The 17,754-nt window shown below is 70.3% G+C and carries 10 protein-coding genes and 2 pseudogenes; 2 read left to right on the top strand and 10 right to left on the bottom strand.

The window, feature by feature from the left end; translation table 11 throughout:
• Positions 1-4: 4 nt before the first annotated feature.
• The 7 genes and pseudogenes from ACZ7HQ_RS09385 to ACZ7HQ_RS09355 all read right to left on the bottom strand — a co-directional run bounded on the left by ACZ7HQ_RS09385 (position 5) and on the right by ACZ7HQ_RS09355 (position 10,107).
• Positions 5-2,555, bottom strand: a pseudogene (locus ACZ7HQ_RS09385) (DUF4118 domain-containing protein).
• Position 2,556: 1 nt separating this feature from the next.
• Complete coding sequence (locus ACZ7HQ_RS09380) at positions 2,557-3,240, bottom strand: response regulator (RefSeq protein WP_470986732.1); 684 nt, start codon at positions 3,238-3,240, stop codon at positions 2,557-2,559.
• 133 nt (positions 3,241-3,373) lie between these two features.
• Complete coding sequence (locus ACZ7HQ_RS09375; protein ID WP_470986730.1) at positions 3,374-4,081, bottom strand: potassium-transporting ATPase subunit C; 708 nt, start codon at positions 4,079-4,081, stop codon at positions 3,374-3,376.
• A gap of 5 nt (positions 4,082-4,086) precedes the next feature.
• Positions 4,087-6,225 carry a potassium-transporting ATPase subunit KdpB gene (kdpB, locus tag ACZ7HQ_RS09370; RefSeq protein WP_470986728.1) on the bottom strand — a complete coding sequence of 713 codons (2,139 nt, stop codon included), beginning with the start codon at positions 6,223-6,225 and terminating at the stop codon, positions 4,087-4,089.
• Positions 6,222-7,886, bottom strand: a complete 1,665-nt coding sequence (gene kdpA, locus ACZ7HQ_RS09365; RefSeq protein WP_470987136.1) for a potassium-transporting ATPase subunit KdpA — start codon at positions 7,884-7,886, stop codon at positions 6,222-6,224. Before kdpA ends, kdpB begins: the two co-directional genes overlap by 4 nt.
• A 32-nt stretch (positions 7,887-7,918) precedes the next feature.
• Positions 7,919-8,008 (bottom strand): K(+)-transporting ATPase subunit F, encoded by a 90-nt coding sequence (kdpF, locus tag ACZ7HQ_RS09360; protein WP_009326374.1) that lies wholly within the window; start codon positions 8,006-8,008, stop codon positions 7,919-7,921.
• 257 nt (positions 8,009-8,265) lie between these two features.
• Positions 8,266-10,107 carry an APC family permease gene (locus ACZ7HQ_RS09355; RefSeq protein ID WP_470986726.1) on the bottom strand — a complete coding sequence of 614 codons (1,842 nt, stop codon included), beginning with the start codon at positions 10,105-10,107 and terminating at the stop codon, positions 8,266-8,268.
• A 209-nt stretch (positions 10,108-10,316) separates the two neighbouring features.
• Here ACZ7HQ_RS09355 and ACZ7HQ_RS09350 point away from each other — a divergent pair, with 209 nt between their 5' ends.
• A complete protein-coding gene (locus tag ACZ7HQ_RS09350) occupies positions 10,317-10,838 on the top strand; it encodes a hypothetical protein (RefSeq protein WP_470986724.1) in 522 nt (173 codons plus the stop codon).
• Between the two features lie 110 nt (positions 10,839-10,948).
• On the opposite strand, the gene ACZ7HQ_RS09345 is transcribed toward ACZ7HQ_RS09350, so the two are convergent.
• Together ACZ7HQ_RS09345 and ACZ7HQ_RS09340 are read right to left on the bottom strand one after the other, a co-directional pair.
• Positions 10,949-11,752, bottom strand: coding sequence for a DUF4118 domain-containing protein (locus ACZ7HQ_RS09345; RefSeq protein WP_470986722.1), 804 nt, complete (start codon positions 11,750-11,752; stop codon positions 10,949-10,951).
• Positions 11,752-14,250: an ATP-binding protein gene (locus ACZ7HQ_RS09340; RefSeq protein ID WP_470986720.1), complete on the bottom strand. Its 2,499-nt coding sequence runs from the start codon at positions 14,248-14,250 to the stop codon at positions 11,752-11,754. Before ACZ7HQ_RS09340 ends, ACZ7HQ_RS09345 begins: the two co-directional genes overlap by 1 nt.
• Positions 14,251-14,488: 238 nt before the next feature.
• On the opposite strand from ACZ7HQ_RS09340, the pseudogene ACZ7HQ_RS09335 reads away from it, so the two are divergent.
• Positions 14,489-16,028: pseudogene (locus ACZ7HQ_RS09335) on the top strand (Na+/H+ antiporter).
• Here the strand turns inward: ACZ7HQ_RS09335 and ACZ7HQ_RS09330 are convergent.
• Positions 16,025-17,437 (bottom strand): hypothetical protein, encoded by a 1,413-nt coding sequence (locus ACZ7HQ_RS09330; RefSeq protein ID WP_470986718.1) that lies wholly within the window; start codon positions 17,435-17,437, stop codon positions 16,025-16,027. The pseudogene ACZ7HQ_RS09335 and the gene ACZ7HQ_RS09330 sit on opposite strands and share 4 nt — an antisense overlap.
• Positions 17,438-17,754: the final 317 nt, after the last annotated feature.

The raw sequence follows: 17,754 nt of genomic DNA, 5'->3' as shown, positions 1-17,754 counted from the left end.
CCCCTCAATGGGCAGCGGTGGCCGGCAGGTCTGGCTGTTCCGGTCGTGGCTCCGTTGCCGTCGGTAGGACGAGCACCATGGTGAGGCCGCCGCCGGGTGTGTCCTCGGCGTGCAGCGTGCCGCCGAGGGCTTCGGTGAAGCCGCGGGCGACCGCGAGACCGAGGCCGACGCCGACCCCGCGGGGCGCGTCGCCGTACCGCTGGAAGGGTTCGAAGATGCGGTCCTTGGCCTCGTCCGGGACACCGGGGCCGCGGTCGACGACCCGTACCTCGACCCGGTCGGCGAGGGCGCTCGCGGAGATCAGGACCCGCTCGTCCGGTGGGCTGTACTTGACGGCGTTCTCGACGACGTTGGCGACGGCCCGCTCCAGCAGTCCCCGGTCGACGTGGACCATGGGCAGGGTCTCGGGGATGTCCAGTTCCACGCACTCCTCCGGGTTGGGGACCCCGCCGAGCGCCATGGGTACTACCTCGTCGAGGTCGGTCTCGCGGATGATCGGAGTGACCGTGCCGGTCTGCAGACGGGACATGTCGAGCAGGTTGCCGACCAGGTGGTCGAGACGGTCGGCGCCCTCCTCGATGGCCTCCAGCAGTTCCGCCCGGTCCTGTTCGGACCATTCGACGTCGTCGGACCTGAGCGAGGTCACCGCGGCCTTGATGCCGGCGAGCGGCGTACGCAGGTCGTGGCTGACGGCGGCGAGCAGGGCCGTGCGGATGCGGTTGCCCTCGGCGAGCTCCTTGGCCCGGTCGGCCTCGCTCTGCAGGCGCTGGCGGTCCAGGACCACGGCGGCCTGCGCGGCGAACGCGGCGAGCACCCTGCGGTCAGCGGCGGGCAGCACCCGGCCGCGCAGGGACAGCGCCATGTGGTCGCCCACGGGGACATCGACGTCCGCGTCCTCCGGGACCTCGGCCGGCCTCGGTCCCACGCTGCCCGCGCAGGTCCAGGGAGCGGTCTCGCCGGAGCGCTCCAGCAGGGCCACCGACTCCATGCCGAAGGTCTCGCGGACCCTTTCCAGCAGCGCCTCCAGAGTGGTCTCGCCAGCGCAGGACGTTGCCCGCGAGGAAGGAGAGGATCTCCGACTCGGCGCGCAGCCGGGATGCCTGGTGGGTGCGCCGGGCGGCAAGGTCCACCACCGAGGCCACGGACACCGCGACCCCGACGAAGATTGCAATGGCGACGATGTTCTTCGGGTCGGCGATCGTGAGGGTGTGGACGGGCGGAGTGAAGTACCAGTTGAGCAGCAGGGAGCCGACCACCGCGGAGGCCAGCGCGGGGAAGAGGCCGCCCAGCAGGGCCGCTGCCACCGTCAGGGTCAGGAACAGCAGCATGTCGTTGGCGAGGCCGACGTCAGGGGTGGCGCTGGTAAGCAGCCAAGTGAGCAAGGCTGGGCCGAGCACGCCGACAGCCCAGCCCCAGATGACTCGGGAGCGTCCGAGCCGGGCGCCGCGCGCCACCGGCAGTCCCCGTCCCTTGCCCGCCTCGTCATGGGTGATGAGGTGGACGTCGAGGTCGGGGCCGGAGTCCCGGGCGACGGTGGCGCCGACGCCGGGTCCGAAGATGTACTGCCAGCTGCGGCGGCGGGAGACGCCGAGGACGATCTGGGTGGCGTTGACGCCGCGCGCGAAGTCCAGCAACGCGACAGGTATGTCGTCGCCGACGACGTGGTGGAAGGTGCCGCCGAGGTCCTCGACGAGGGTGCGCTGGTCGGCGAGTTCCTTCGGTGAGGCTGCGGTGAGGCCGTCGCTGCGGGAGATGTAGACAGCGAGGACTTCTCCGCCGGCGCCCTTCTCCGCCAGGCGGGCCGCACGCCGTATCAGGGTGCGCCCCTCGGGGCCGCCAGTCAGCCCGACCACGATCCGCTCGCGCGAACCCCAGATGGTCGAGACGCGGTGCTCACGGCGGTACTCGTTCAGATACTCGTCAACCCGGTCGGCCACCCAGAGCAGGGCCAGCTCCCGCAGCGCCGTCAGATTGCCGGGCCGGAAGTAGTTGGACAGGGCTGCGTCGACCTTGTCCGACTTGTAGATGTTTCCGTGCGCCATGCGGCGGCGCAGGGCCTGCGGGGACATGTCGACCAGTTCGATCTGGTCGGCGCGCCGTACGACTTCGTCCGGAACGGTCTCCTGCTGGCGGATGCCGGTGATCGACTCGACCACGTCGCCCAGTGACTCCAGGTGCTGGATGTTGACCGTGGAGATGACGTCGATGCCGGCGGCGAGCAGTTCCTCGATGTCCTGCCAGCGCTTGGCGTTGCGCGAGCCGGGGATGTTGGTGTGCGCCAGTTCGTCCACGAGGACGACGGCTGGGGCGCGCCGCAGTACGGCGTCGACGTCCATCTCGGTGAAGACGGCGTCCCGGTACTCGATCTCCTTGCGCGGCACCTGTTCCAGGCCGTGGAGCATCACCTCGGTGCGCGGCCGGTGATGGTGTTCGACGAAGGCCACGACACAGTCGGTGCCCCGCTCGATACGGCGGTGTGCCTCCGACAGCATCGCGTAGGTCTTGCCGACGCCGGGTGCCGCGCCGAGGTAGATCCGGAGCTTGCCGCGTGCCATGTCATCCTTCGAAGCGATAGCCCATGCCGGGCTCGGTGATCAGATAGCGGGGGTGGGAGGGGTCCGTCTCCAATTTGCGGCGGAGTTGGGCCATGTAGACGCGCAGGTAGTTGGTCTTGTTGCTCTGCGAGACACCCCAGACCTCCTGGAGCAGCTGCTTCTGCGTGATCAGGCGGCCGGGGTTGGTCACCAGGATCTCCAGCAGGTGCCATTCGGTCGGGGTCAGCCGGATGTCCTTCCCGTCCCGCAGGACCTTCTTGGCGAGCAGGTCGATGCTGAAGTGCTCCGTCTCGACCAGCGTCGTCTCGGGGACGAGCGGGGTGTCCTCGGTACGGCGGACGGCGGCGCGCAGCCGGGCGAGCAACTCGTCCATGCTGAACGGCTTGGTGACGTAGTCGTCGGCGCCGGCGTCGAGCGCGGCGACCTTCTCGTCGGACGCCTGGCGGGCGGACAGGACCATGATCGGTACGCGACTCCAGCCGCGCAGCGCCTTGATGATGTCGACGCCGTCCATGTCGGGCAGGCCGAGGTCGAGCAGGACGACATCGGGCTGGCGCGCGGCGGCGAGCCGGAGGGCCGTGGCACCGTCGGGGGCGGCGTCCACGCCGTAGTGGCGTGCCTGCAAGTTGATGACGAGGGCCCGCACGAGCTGCGGGTCGTCCTCCACCACGAGCACCCTGGTCATGGGTGTGTGCCTCTCCTGTCATGCGTCGGGCCGTGGGCGCGGGAAGCGGGGCGGCCGACTTCACGGCTGCGGGAGCCGGCGGTCCCGGGATACCTCCCGGACCGCCGACTCCCGTGTGGATCGCGTAAGGCCGTCACTTCTTGGCCACGAGGTCCTTGAGCGCGATGTTGAGTTTTAGGACGTTCACATGGGGCTCGCCGATGAAGCCGAGGGTGCGGCCCTGTGTGTGGTCCTTGACCAGCTTCTCGACCTGGTCGACGGACAGCCCGTTCTTCGCGGCGACGCGGTGCACCTGGAGTTCGGCGTACTCCGGGGAGATGGCCGGGTCCAGGCCGGAGCCGGACGAGGTGACGGCGTCGGCGGGGACGTCGGACGGCTTGACCGTGTAGCCGGGGACCGAGTTGTCCTTGACGACCGCGTCCTTGGCGGCGAGCACCTGGGCGCAGAGCGTCTTGTCCGCCGGCTGGTCCGGGCACTTGCCCTTCACCGCACCGCTGTCTGCGGACAGGTTGGTGGCACCGGACAGGATCAGCTTGTACTGCGTGTTGACGCTGTTGGCGCCGAGGCCATTGGCCGGCCGACCCTGGAACCACTTCAGGTCCGGGTCAGGCGTCTCCTGCCCCTTCTTCAGCGGCAGGTTGTACGACTGCCCGATCAGGGACGAACCGACGACCCTGCCGTCCGCCTTGATCTCCGAGCCGTTCGCCTTGTTGCTGAACAGGGCCTGGGCGATGCCGGTGACGACCAGCGGGTAGATGACGCCCGTCACCAGGGTCAGCACGAGGAGGGCCCGCAGGCCCGCCCCGAGCAACCGGACGGTGTTGGTAACCGAGTTGTTCATGGCGATCAGCCGATTCCGGGGATGAGGGAGATGAGCAGGTCGATGATCTTGATGCCGATGAACGGGGCGATCAGGCCGCCGATGCCGTAGATCCCGAGGTTGCGCCGGAGCATCTTGTCGGCGCTCATGGGCCGGTAGCGCACGCCCTTCAGGGACAGCGGCACCAGCGCGATGATGATCAGCGCGTTGAAGACGACCGCGGACAGGATCGCGGAGTTGGGCGAGGACAGGTGCATGATGTTCAGCTTGTCCAGGCCCGGGTAGACCGCCGCGAACAGCGCCGGGATGATCGCGAAGTACTTCGCGACGTCGTTGGCGATGGAGAACGTCGTCAGCGCTCCCCGGGTGATGAGGAGTTGCTTGCCGATCTCGACGATCTCGATGAGCTTGGTCGGGTTGGAGTCGAGGTCGACCATGTTGCCGGCCTCCTTGGCGGCCGACGTACCGGTGTTCATCGCCACGCCGACGTCCGCCTGCGCGAGCGCGGGCGCGTCGTTGGTGCCGTCACCGGTCATCGCGACCAGCTTGCCGCCCGCCTGCTCCCGCTTGATGAGGGCCATCTTGTCCTCGGGGGTGGCCTCGGCGAGGAAGTCGTCGACGCCGGCCTCCTCGGCGATCGCCTTCGCGGTCAGCGGGTTGTCACCCGTGATCATGACCGTTTTGATGCCCATGCGGCGCAGTTCCTCGAACCGCTCCCGCATGCCCTCCTTGACGACGTCCTTCAGGTAGATAACACCCAGCACCCGGGCGCCCTTGTCGTCGTTCACGGCGACGAGCAGCGGGGTGCCGCCCGCCTCCGAGATGCGGTTGGCCGTCACGTCCGCGTCCTTGGCGACGGTGCCGCCCTGCTCCTCGACCCAGGCGATGACCGAGGCGGTGGCGCCCTTGCGGATCTTCCGCCCGTCGACGTCCACACCCGACATGCGGGTCTGGGCGGTGAACTCGATCCACTCGGCGCCGGCCAGCTCGCCTTGGTGGCGCTCGCGCAGCCCGTACTCCTCCTTCGCCAGGACGACGATGGAACGGCCCTCGGGCGTCTCGTCGGCCAGCGACGACAGCTGGGCCGCGTCGGCGACCTCCGCCTCGGTGGTGCCCTTCACCGGCACGAACTCGGCGGCCTGTCGGTTGCCGAGGGTGATGGTGCCGGTCTTGTCCAGCAGCAGGGTGGAGACGTCACCGGCGGCCTCGACCGCACGCCCGGACATGGCGAGCACATTGCGCTGCACGAGTCGGTCCATGCCCGCGATGCCGATCGCGGACAGCAGGGCGCCGATGGTGGTCGGGATCAGACAGACCAGCAGGGCGACCAGCACGACCATGGTCAGGTGCGTGCCCGCGTAGTCGGCGAACGGCGGCAGGGTGGCCACCGCCAGCAGGAACACGATGGTCAGCGACGCCAGCAGGATGTTCAGCGCGATCTCGTTCGGCGTCTTCTGCCGGGCCGCGCCCTCGACCAGGTTGATCATCCGGTCGATGAAGGTCTCGCCCGGCTTCGTCGTGATCTTGATGACGATCCGGTCGGACAGCACCTTCGTACCGCCCGTGACGGCCGAGCGGTCACCGCCGGACTCACGGATCACCGGAGCGGACTCACCCGTGATCGCCGACTCGTCCACCGAGGCGACACCCTCCACGACGTCGCCGTCACCCGGGATGACGTCACCGGCCTCGCAGACCACCAGGTCACCGATGGTCAGCGCGGTGCCCGGGACCTGCTCCTCGGAGGTGCCGTCCGCGAGGAGGCGGCGCGCGACCGTGTCGGTCTTGGCCTTGCGCAGGGTGTCGGCCTGGGCCTTGCCACGGCCCTCGGCGACGGCCTCGGCGAGATTGGCGAACAGCACGGTCAGCCACAGCCAGGCGCTGATGGTCCAGCCGAACCAGTCACCCGCGTGCTGGAAGGAGAAGACCGTGGTCAGGATGGATCCGATCCACACCACGAACATCACGGGCGACTTGACCATCACCCGCGGATCGAGCTTGCGGAACGCCTCCGGCAGCGACTTCAGAAGCTGTTTGGGGTCGAAGAGGCCCGCGCCGACACGGCCCTCGTCGGGCTTGTGCCCGGTGGGGACGTCGCTGTGCGGCGCCCTGGTGGGAGTGGCTGTGGACATCGAGTCCTCTTGCTTGTCTATGCGAGTGGTCATGACGCCAGCCCCTCAGCCAGCGGCCCCAGCGCGAGGGCCGGGAAGTAGGTCAGACCGGTGATGATCAGGATCGCGCCCACCAGTAGGCCGGTGAAAAGCGGTTTCTCGGTACGCAGGGTGCCCGCGGTGACCGGGACCGGCGTTTGCTCGGCGAGCGAGCCGGCCAGTGCCAGGACGAAGATCATGGGCAGGAAGCGGCCGAGGAGCATGGCGAGCCCGGTCATGGTGTTGTACCAGTCCGTGTTCGCGTTCAGACCGGCGAAGGCCGAGCCGTTGTTGTTCGACGCGGAGGTGAACGCGTACAGCACCTCGGAGAACCCGTGCGCGCCGGAGTTGAGCATCGAGTGCGGCGGGGTCGGCAGGGCCATCGAGGCCGCCGTGAAGACCAGCACCAGAGCCGGGGTGACGAGGATGTAGCAGGCGGCGAGCTTCATCTCGCGGCCGCCGATCTTCTTGCCCAGGTACTCCGGGGTACGGCCCACCATCAGACCGGCGATGAACACCGCGATCACGGCCATGATCAGCATGCCGTAGAGACCGGAGCCGGTGCCGCCGGGCGCGATCTCGCCCAGCATCATGCCCAACATCGCGATGCCGCCGCCGAGGCCCGTGAAGGAGGAGTGGAAGGAGTCCACCGCACCGGTCGAGGTGAGCGTGGTCGAGGTGGCGAAGATCGACGACGAGCCGACGCCGAAGCGCGTCTCCTTGCCCTCCATCGCACCGCCGGCCGCCTGGAGCGCCGGACCGTGGTGGGCGAACTCGGTCCACATCATCAGGACGGTGAAGCCCAGCCAGATGGTGACCATCGTGGCGAGGATCGCGTACCCCTGCTTCACGTTGCCGGCCATCACGCCGAAGGTGCGGGTCAGCGAGAACGGGATCACCAGGATCAGGAAGATCTCGAAGAGGTTGGTGAACGGGGTGGGGTTCTCGAAGGGGTGGGCGGAGTTGGCGTTGAAGTAACCGCCGCCGTTCGTCCCGATCTCCTTGATGGCCTCCTGGGAGGCGACCGCGCCGCCGTTCCACTGCTGCGAGCCGCCCATGAACTGGCCGACCTCGTGGATGCCGGAGAAGTTCTGGATGGCACCGCAGGCGACGAGGATCACCGCGGCGACGACCGACATCGGCACCAGGACACGCAGCGTGCCGCGCACCAGGTCGGCCCAGAAGTTGCCCAGCTCACCGGTGCGCGAGCGCGCGAAACCACGGACGAGAGCGACCGCGACGGCGATACCCACCGCGGCGGAGACGAAGTTCTGCACGGCCAGACCGGCGGTCTGCACGACGTGACCCATGGTCTGCTCGCCGTAGTACGACTGCCAGTTGGTGTTGGTCACGAACGAGACAGCCGTGTTGAACGACTGTGCCGGGTTCACCGAGGAGAAGCCCATCGAGCCGGGCAGGACGCCCTGGAGCCGCTGCAGCAGGTAGAGGAAGAGGACGCTGACCGCGGAGAAGGCGAGGATGCCGCGCAGATACGCGGGCCAGGTCATCTCGGTGTCGGGGTTGGCGCCGATGGCCTTGTAGATCCACTTCTCGACGCGCAGGTGCCCCCGCGAGGAGTAGACCTTCGCCATGTAGTTGCCGAGCGGGATGTAAGCGAGCGCCAGTGCGCCTATCAGGGCGAGCAGCTGGAGCAAGCCTGCGAGGACGGGACTCATGTCGCCCGCTGCGGAGGCAGCTGATGTCACAGTCAGAACCTCTCCGGGAAGATCAGGGCGAGGACGAGATAGCCCAGCAGGGCGACGGCCACGACCAGGCCGACGACGTTTTCGGCGGTCACAGCTTCGTCACCCCCTTGGCGACAAGGGCCACCAGCGCGAAACCCGCGAGCACGGTGACGACGAAGGCCAGATCGGCCATCGCGAACTCCTGGAGTGAGGTGCGGTTGAAACGGACGCTTAGAGGAAAGCGCCTCTCTGGCCGGTTCTGGTCGCCCGTTGACGGCCCTCTTACGGCGGACCCGGCACCTTTGACGGGACTCTTACGGCTCCTGACTCGCACCGGTCAGTAGGCGGTTGTGACAGTCGGTGACCTGGCTCACAGTCGGAAGCGCAGCCGGCAGATCACGGCGTCCGTCTCCCGGCGCACGGCGTGTGCGACGACGGCGCCCCGCTGGTTCTGCAGCAGCCGCTGCCACAGCCGCTCCGGCTCGGCCTCCGGGATCAGCACGGTGACCCGGGTGGCCGGTTCTGCTGCGGTGACCTCACGGACGTACGCGGCTATGGGGCGGCCGAGGCTGCGCCGCTCGCACGCCAGCCGCACCAGCTCCACGCCCGGCTCCCACTCCGCCCAGGAACGCTCCAGGAAGTGCAGCTGCGACCGGTCCTCGGGGTCCGGATAGCACACGGTCACCGCGCGTACCTCGTCACCTAGGGAGGCAGCCGCGGTCAGCGCCTCCGAGGTCAGCCGGGACAGCGTGGACACCGGGACGATCACCAGCGACCGCTGGCGGTGCGGGACCTCCGGGACACGGCCGAGGCCGAGCCGCTCGCCGATCCTCCGGTAGGCCCGGTGCACGATCTCGAAGGCGGCCACCAGCAGCGGCAGGGCGATGACGACCAGCCAGGCGCCCTCGGTGAACTTGCTCGCCGTGACGACGACGGCGGCGATGCCGGTGAGGACCGCGCCGAAGCCGTTGAGCAGCGTCTTCCCGCGCCAGCCCCGGCCCCGCTCCAGCCGCCAGTGCCGGACCATGCCCACCTGGGCGATGGTGAAGCCGACGAAGACACCGACGGCGAACATCGGCACCAGCGTGTTGGTGTCGCCGCCGGAGAAGACCAGCAGCGCGGCCGAGACGACGGCCAGCGCGAGGACGCCGTGCCGGTGGACTTGGCGGTCGGCCTTCAGCGCGAAGACGTGTGGCGCGTAGTTGTCGCGCGCGAGCAGCTTCAGCAGTACCGGCAGCCCGCCGAAGGAGGTGTTCGCGGACAGGGCCAGCAGGATCATCGTCGCGAACTGGATGACGTAGAAAGCCCAGTTGTGGCCGAGTGAGGCGTCCGCGAGCTGGGCGAGGACCGTGACGCCCTTGACCGGCTGGAGGTGGAAGCGCCCGATCAGAACGGACAGCCCGATCAGCATCAGCCCGAGTACGGCACCCAGGGCGACCTCCGCCCGCTGGGCCCGGCGGACCCGGGGCACCCGGAAGGAGGGGACGGCGTTGGCGATGGCCTCCACGCCGGTCAGCGCGGCACACCCGGAAGCGAAAGCTTTCAGCAGAAGCAGCGCCCCCACGGAGGAGGCGTTGTCCGCGACGACCGAGGCGTGCCCGGCCGCGGTCACCGTACTCACGGGATGGGACCGGAACAGCCCCACGCCGATGAGGACGAAGATCGAGCCGACGAACACGACCGTCGGCACGATGAACGCCTTCGCCGACTCCACGATCCCGCGCAGATTGACACCCGTGATCAGCGCGAGCACCGCCAGGCACAGCCACAGCCGGTCGCCGTAGAGGGAGGGGAAGGCAGAGGTCAGGGCCGCCACACCGGCCGTGACGGCGACCGCGACGTTGAGCACGTAGTCCAGCACCAGCGAGGCGGCGGCCACCAGACTCGTGCGCGGCCCCAGATGGGTCTTGGCCACGGCGTACGAACCGCCGCCGTCCGGGAAGGCCGCGATCACCTGCCGGTAGGAGGCCACCAGCACCGCGAGCAGGGCCGCGATGGCCAACGTCACCGGCATCGTGAAGCCGAGTCCGTGGGCGCCCGCGGCGGCCAGCACGAGGACGATGGCCTCCGGCCCGTAGGCCACGGACGCCATCGCGTCCAGCGACAGGGCCGCGAGCCCTGTGGTGGCGGTCAGCCGGTGCTGCTCGCCGGTATCAGGCGGCTCCTCGCCGGCGGGGACGGCATCCGGCTGCTCGGTGGTCAGGACGGACATGGGCGCGTGCTCCTTCTTCGTTCAGCCGCGCACGAAGGTCCAAGCACGCGGGTGCACCCAGGTTGAGACCGATTCCCGCCGTGTACGTCCGTTCCTTGCGGCATCTTCGCGCCCGACCGGCAGATCTTGACGCGATCTTGACGAGCATCTCCGTCAGAGCCACATCAAGGTCAGCCGATCAGCTTCCCCAGGTCACTACCGTCTGCATCATGGGACGCCCTGATGCATCAGGTGAGGCGGCGCACGACGACGACTGGACGCGGGAGTTGTGGAGCGCCGTCCGCTGCGCCGGCGTACTGCTCACCCTGCTGCTCCTGACCGACTGGGGCTCCGGCCGCATCGCCCTGTGGCGCGCCACCCTGTGGGTCGCGCTCGCCGGGCTGCTCTTCGTCGTGCTCTATCCCGCCCGGGTGTCCGCCGACGAGAACTGGCTGACCTGCCGCCGGCTGGTGTGCGAGCGACGGGTGCGGACGGACCTGTTGGTGTCGGTCCGCTGCCTGGACGGCATCTCGCCGCGGCTCCTGCTGCGGGACGCCCTGGGCGGCCGTGTCGAGATCGATCCCGAGGTCCTCGTCCGCAACCCGCACCTGTGGTTCCGCCTGAACGAGGGCGCCCGGAAGGCAGCGGACGAGGGACTGCTGCCGTGCGGCCAGACCGCGCTGCGCCGCCTTTCGATCCGCATGGACCGCGAGACGGCACGGGCCGTGTTCCAGGCGTCCGGCCTGGACTAGGACGACTCAGTCCCTGCGGTTTGCCGGGTGCGGCTGTCCGCCCGTCATGGGTCAGGGAATCCGGCGCGTCCGGCTTCATCGCCTCTGTACGGTTTCCGCGATGTCCGGCCTCATCCCCCGCGTACTGGTCCCGCCGTGTCCAGCGCCGCCCCTGTCTGGTCGGCCAGAGTGACGGCGACCAGCCGGGCCTGGAGCGGGGGCACCGGTCCCGGGCCGGGGGTGAGCATGAAACGGCCGAGGTAGTGGCCGTTGCCGTACGCGCGCAGCTCGATCTCGCCCTCCGGCCACCCGTCGGTGTCCGGGTTCCAGGTGCGGCGGCCCACCGTCACGCCGCCGTCCTTCTCCAGGCGCGGCGGGCGGCCCAGGAGCGCGCCGTACTCGAAGCGGCAGGCGCGCAGTCCGAGCAGGCCGGTCAGCTCGCCTCGGACGTGGTCGACCACGATGTCCGCCGAGTTGGCGGACTGCACGAGGTCGGCCGTCCGATGGATCCGCGCGAGGTGGTCCGCGTCGGTCACCGTCATGACCTCCAGCCGACGGGCCCAGGCCGCGAGCTGGGCGACGATCACGCCGACGACCAGCAACAGCACCGCCGTTTCGATGTCCGCCGAGGCAGTGATGTCGAAGGTCTCGTACGGCCGGGTGAGGAAGAAGTCGAACCAGGCCGCCGCCGACAGCGCCGCGACCACGCCCGCCGTACGGCTGCCCAGGGCGGCCACGGCGACGACCACGACGACGAGAACGAGGGCGGCGTTCGTGTGCGTGAGGCTCGTACGGAGCGGAACGAGGGCCAGGGACACGAGGAACGGGGCGGCCAGGCCAGCCGTCAGGGCGAGCCGGTCCCGGAGCGGCAAGGGCCGTGCAGACTGGCTTCCTCGCGTGCGGTGCAGCTTCCAGGTGCCGGGCACAGTGCTCATCACGCGCCTCCTACGCTCTGCTCGGTCGGTTCGGCACCCGCCGTGCGTGCAGCGAACGGCAGCGAGACGACCATGGTCAGTCCGCCGCCGGGGGTGTCCTCGGGGCTGAGGGTGCCGTTCATCGCCTCGGTCAGGCCCCGCGCGAGGGCCAGCCCAAGGCCGAGTCCTGTGGTGTTGTCGGTGTCGCCGAGTCGCTGGAAGGGCTCGAAGAGCCGTTCCCGGCCCTCGGGCGGAAGCCCCGGCCCCCGGTCCACCACCCGCAGCTCCACCCGGCCGGCCAGGGCACTGGCGGTGACCAGCACCCTCTTCCCGGGCGGGCTGTGGCGGGCGGCGTTGCCGACCAGGTTGGCGATCACCCGCTCCAGCAGCGGCGGGTCGGCCAGCACCGCCGGGATGTACTCCACGTCCGCCACCTCGACCTCTGACACATCCGCCAGTGCCATCGGCAGCACCTCCTCCAAGGAGGTCTCTCGCAGGTTCAGCGTAAGGGCGCCGGCCTCCAGCCGGCTGAGGTCGAGGAGGTTCTCCACCAGGCGGTTGAGCTTGGCCATGGACTCGTCGGCGGTGGCCAGGAGTTCCTCGCGGTCCTCCGGGGAGAACTCAACGTCCCGGCTGCGCAGGGAGGTGACCGCGGCCCAGCCGGCCGCGAGCGGGGTGCGCAGATCGTGGCCGACGGCCCGCAGCAGGGCCGTACGCAGCCGGTCGGCGGCCTTGACCGGCTCCACCTCGGCCGCGGCGTCAGCGAGTCGTGCCCGCTCCACCGCGGATCCCACGTGCGCGGCGAACGCGGCCAGCACCCGCCGCTCGGAGGCGGAGAGGGTACGGCCGCGCAGCACCAGGTACGCGCCGGGGCCCGCTGGTACGGCCGTCACCCCGGCCGTCGCGTCCGGTGGCTCGTCCACCAGGTCCGCCGATTCCATGCCGAAGGTCTCGCGGGTCCGCTCCAGCAAGGCCGGGATGGTCGCTTCCCCGCGCACGATGCTGCCGGCCAGGGACGACATGGTCTCCGCCTCGGCGGTCGCCCGGGCGGAACGGCGGCCCAGGCGCAGGGACCGGTCGACGACGGCGGCGACGGTGGCCGCGACGACCGCGAACACCGTCAGGGCCACCAGGGCGTTCGGGTCGTCCAGGGTGAAGGCGCCGATGGGCGGGATGAACCAGTAGTTGAGCAGCAGGGACGCCGTCACCGACGCGATCACCGCCGAGGCGACCCCGCCTATGCAGGCCACGCCCACCACGGCGAGCAGGAACAGCAGGGCCTCGCTGGTCAGGTTCAGCGTGCCCCGCAATTGGGCCAGAACCGTGGTGAGGAGGACCGGCAGCACCAGTCCGGCCACCGGGCCCGCGATCAGCCGCGCCGTCGACAGCGTTCGACGGCGCGAGGGCAGCAGGGTGCCACGCCCGGCCCGCTCATGGGTGACCCGGTGCACGTCGATGTCACCGGACAGCTCGGTCACCGTCTCCCCCGTGCCGGGCCCGGTCAGGAACCGGGCCAGCCGTCCCCGCCTGCTGGTGCCCAGCACCAGCTGGGTGGCGTTTTCGGCGCGCGCGAACTCGACCAGGGTGGTGGCCACGTCGTCGCCGACCACGGAGTGGTAGCTGCCGCCCAGGTCCTCCACCAGCCGGCGCTGCCTGGCCAGCGAGGCCGCCGAAACCCCACCGGCCAGGCCGTCGCTGCGGGCTACATGCACCGCCAGCAGGTCGCCGCCCGCCGACCGGTCCGCGATCCGGGCGGCCCGGCGGACCAGGGTGTCCCCCTCCGGTCCGCCGGTCAGGGCAACGACGACCCGCTCCCGGGTCTCCCACACCCCGCCGATGCCGTGCTGCGAGCGGTACTCCTGCAGCGCCTCGTCCACCCGGTCGGCCACCCACAGCAGGGCCAGCTGCCGCAGCGCGGTGAGGTTGCCGGGACGGAAGTAGTTGGCGAGGGCCGCATCGATCTTCTCCGGGGCGTAGATGTTCCCGTGCGCCATGCGCCGCCGCAGGCCCTCGGGCGGCATGTCCACCAGCTCGATCTGCCAGGCCCAGCGGACCACCTCGTCGGGCACGGTCTCGTGCTGCGGGACGCGGGTGATCTTCTCCACCACGTCGTTGAGGGATTCGAGGTGCTGGATGTTCACCGCGGTGATCACATCGATGCCCGCGGCGAGGAGTTCCCCGATGTCCTGCCACCGCTTGGGGTTACGGCCGTCACCGGGGACGTTGCTGTGGGCGAACTCGTCCACGATCGCCACCTGCGGGCGGCGTGCCAGGACCGCGGCCAGGTCCATCTCCTCGAAGCCCCCGCCGCGATAGGTGCAGGACGTGCGAGGGACGACCTCAAGGCCGTCGATCATGGCCTTCGTGTGCGGGCGCCCGTGGCACTCCACGAAGCCCACCACCACGTCCGCCCCGCGCGAGGCACGGCGTCGCCCCTCGTCGAGCATCCGGTAGGTCTTGCCGACCCCCGGGGCCGCCCCGAGGTAGACCTTCAGTCGTCCGGGCCGTACGTCACTCATCGCCGTCGACGCGCTCCGCTCACTGGCTCAACTCCCCCGTGGTCGAGGGGAACTGCTCCTAAGGAAGCCCTTTCGCGGGCCGTGTGGGGCGCGTGTTGGCGAATCCTTGGCGCCTGCCCCGAGGACATTGACGCTGTCTTGACGTGACCTGGGCCGATAGGGTGACCGCGGTGTGCCGGGAAGTCTGGTCGGCAGGGGAGCCAGGGTGGCTCCCCTTTTCAGTCCCAGGGGGGACGGCATGCGGAGCGTCGGTACGGTTCTCGCCTTGGTCATTCTGGCCACCGTGGTGGCGACCTTCGCCCGCCGCTGGCGGATGCCCGCCCCCTCTCTGCTGGTAGTCGCCGGTCTTGCCGTGGCGCTGCTGCCGGGCACCCCGCAGATCGAGATCAGTCCGGAGATCATCGGGCTGGTCGTCCTCCCGCCGCTGCTGTACGCGAGCGCGGAGGAAGCCGGTCGGCATCCTCGCCATCGGCCTCGTACTCGCCTCCGCCGCGGCTGTCGCCGCGGTGGCGGCCGCGGTCACCCCGCTGTCCTGGCAGATGGCGTTCGTGCTGGGCGCGATCCTGGCCAGCACCGACCCGGTCGCGGTCACCGCGCTCGGCCGCCGGCTCGCCCTCCCGCCGAAGGTGCAGGTGCTCGTGCAGGCCGAGAGCCTGTTCAACGACGCCACCTCCCTGGTACTGGTCCGAGTGGCGGCGGGCATCGCGGTCGCGTCGGCGGCGGCGAGCTGGGGAGCGGCGGGCGGCCAGTTCCTGCTGCTGGCCGGCGGCGGCACGGTGATCGGCGCGGCAGTGGCCGGTGTGGTGGCGCTCATCCGGCGCCGTACCGAGGAACCGGTGCTGGAGACGGTGATCGCCCTGGTCACCCCGTACGCCTCCTATCTGCTGGCCGAGGCCGCGCACACCTCCGGGGTGACCTCCTGCGTGGTCGCCGGGGTGATCCTTGGCGGCCGGGGCGACCGGCTCACCACTGCCCGTATCCGTCTCCAGCTGCACGCGGTGTACGGCACGGTGGTGTTCCTGCTGGAGAGCGTGGTGTTCTCGCTGATAGGGCTGGCGCTGCCCGCTCAGGTGCGGGCGCTGGCCGACGGCGACCGGGCCTGGCCGGTGTACGCCCTCGCCGTCGCCGCCACGGTCATCGCCGTACGCCTGCTGTGGCTCGCTCCCCTGTCGGCGGTCGTGCAGCGCAAAGGCGGGATCAGCCGCATGAACTGGCGGGTGCCCGTGGTCCTGACCTGGGCCGGCACACGCGGCGTCATGCCGCTGGCGGCCGCGCTGTCCATCCCCGAAGTCGCCAAGAACGGCACCGCCCTGGCAGACCGCCCCCTCGTCCTCGTCCTGACCACGTCAGTAGTGGTCATAACGCTGGTCGTCCAGGGCTTCACGCTCGCCCCGGTCGTCCGCGCCTCCGGCATCGCCCTGGAGCCCGCCCACACCGAACGCGAGGAGATCGAGGCCCGCTCCCACCTCGCCCACGCCGGACTCGCCCGCCTCGAGGAACTCGCCGAACTGGAAGCCGTACCCGACATCGTCCTCGACCGGCTCCGCCGCGGCCTGACAGCGCGCCTGGACGCCGCCCGCGACCGCCTCGCCGAGCACAAAGGCACCGCCGCCACCGAGTCCGCCGACCTGGTGTACCGCCAGCTGCGCCGCGACCTGATCACCGTGGAGACCGCGGAACTGCAGCGCCTCTACGACACGCACCACATCAGCGACACGACCCGGAGGCGGCTCCAGCGGTCCCTGGACCTGGAGGAAGCACGGCTGGCGGATGCCTAACGGAACTCCGCCAGCCGTGGCCGCAGCCCCAGCACGGTGAGGACCATCGCCGCAAGCAGCAGGCCGCCCGCCCAGGGAAGCAGGCCGCTCACCGCCGAGCGGCCGTCCCGCACCGAGGAGGCGAAGTGGGCGCGGTTGATGTCCGTCACCTTGTCCAGGGCGGCCATCCAGGCGCCGAAGTGCGCGTTGGAGGTGCCCGGCTTCCAGTCCATGCAGAACTCCACCGCCTGGCGTTCCTTCCCGGCTGCCAGCAGCGCGCGAACACGGCGGTCGTCGCGCTGGTAGACGGCGTACGTCTCCACGGTTGTCTCGGCCGCAGCGCGTTCCCCGGGGAAGGTGATGTTGTCCAGCTCGCGCCGGAACTCGCCGGTGAAGCGCAGGTCGTGGTGATCGGACCGGTACGCGCGCCAGCTGGTGGCCAGCCCGTCGTCGTACGTGTCGAGACTCGCGCCCTTGATGCCGTACAGCTCCTGCGACTTGGTGAGGAACGATTCCGCGTACTGCTCGCGGCGCTGCGGGTCGAGGAGATAGCGGCTCTCGTCGGCGTTGGCGTCGTAGGCGATGGCGCGGGCGCGGGAGAGCGCGACGACGGAGTCGAAGGCGTCGCGGCGGGCGCCGCGCAGGTTCCCGGACGACGAGGTGAGCAGCTGCGCGCCGAGGATCACCGAGAGCAGGGCGCAGACGGTCGCGGCGAGGAGAGGCGGGTTCAGAATCCGGTGGAAACGCCGGGCCAGGTACCACTGCAGGACGCCGATGACGGCCAGCAGGAGCACGCCCAGCGCGGCGGTGGCGGCGAGCTGCGCGGAGAGCGTGGAGCGGGCGGCGCTGTACTCGGTGTCGAAGGCCCGGTCGTTGGCGGACACCAGGGTGCGGGACTCGGGCAGGAGCTTGCCTTGCAGCAGGTCGGTGGCCTTGCGGTAGTCGGCCAGGGCGGCCGGCTTGCCACCGGCATGCCCGTCGTTCTCCAAGGCGCGCCCTATCAGCTCCTGGTACTCGGCGAAGTCGTCGGTCAGGTTCTCCACCGTCTTCTCGTCGGACCGGTCCCCCTCGGCCGCGACGGCGAGGGTGCGCAGGTCGTGCCCGATCTCGCGCCGGGCATCACCGTAGAAGCCGACCGCCTTGTCGTACGGGGTCTGCAGGCGACCCTTCCCGGCATCCCCGCTGGACAGCAGGATGTTGGCGGCTTGGGCGTCCATGTCGTTCAGGGCGAGGTTGAGGTCGGAGGCGCTGGTGGTGCGCGGGGCGTCCCGTCCGGCCACGCTGTCCCAGGTGCCGTTCACGGCCAGCCCGGCGACGGTCAGCAGCGCCGTCACTGCGGTGGCGAGCACGAGCGTGGCCGCGCGCAGAAGGCGCAGCCGCGCGGGCACGGTGGCCCAGAAGCGGCGGCGCAGAGCGGCCCGCGCGGCCACGGCCTGCCACCGCAGGCGCAGCCCCGGACCCGGTCCGGCCGGTCGCGAATACCCTCGTCTTCGCGGTCCGGGGCTGCCCCCGGGCTGGGCGACCACAGTCCGTGGCGGTGCCCCTTGCTCGGTCCGAGGACCCCGCGCTGATCCGGCCGTGAGAGTCACGGTCCCTCCAACGTCACCGCCACGGACGGTCGCCCGTCCCCCGTTGCTGATCAGTCTGCGACCGGATTCAGCCACCCACGTCTCGTCTTGACGGCTCCCTGATGGCTGCTCAGCCTTGTTTGACGGGACTTTGACGGCGCTCGCGCCGGCCGGTGTCC

Source organism: Streptomyces sp. NPDC037290, assembly GCF_055603245.1.
Note: the sequence above shows the minus strand (reverse complement) of the source record. Positions and strands in the feature narration are given on the sequence as shown.

Excerpts from the sequence above, each read along its gene's own strand:
- ACZ7HQ_RS09340 (WP_470986720.1), bottom strand. The coding sequence starts at position 14,250 with ATGAGTGACGTACGGCCCGGACGACTGAAGGTCTACCTCGGGGCGGCC.
- kdpB (WP_470986728.1), bottom strand. The coding sequence starts at position 6,225 with ATGACCACTCGCATAGACAAGCAAGAGGACTCGATGTCCACAGCCACT.
- kdpA (WP_470987136.1), bottom strand. The coding sequence starts at position 7,886 with ATGAGTCCCGTCCTCGCAGGCTTGCTCCAGCTGCTCGCCCTGATAGGC.
- ACZ7HQ_RS09345 (WP_470986722.1), bottom strand. The coding sequence starts at position 11,752 with ATGAGCACTGTGCCCGGCACCTGGAAGCTGCACCGCACGCGAGGAAGC.
- ACZ7HQ_RS09380 (WP_470986732.1), bottom strand. The coding sequence starts at position 3,240 with ATGACCAGGGTGCTCGTGGTGGAGGACGACCCGCAGCTCGTGCGGGCC.
- ACZ7HQ_RS09350 (WP_470986724.1), top strand. The coding sequence starts at position 10,317 with ATGGGACGCCCTGATGCATCAGGTGAGGCGGCGCACGACGACGACTGG.
- ACZ7HQ_RS09355 (WP_470986726.1), bottom strand. The coding sequence starts at position 10,107 with ATGTCCGTCCTGACCACCGAGCAGCCGGATGCCGTCCCCGCCGGCGAG.
- ACZ7HQ_RS09375 (WP_470986730.1), bottom strand. The coding sequence starts at position 4,081 with ATGAACAACTCGGTTACCAACACCGTCCGGTTGCTCGGGGCGGGCCTG.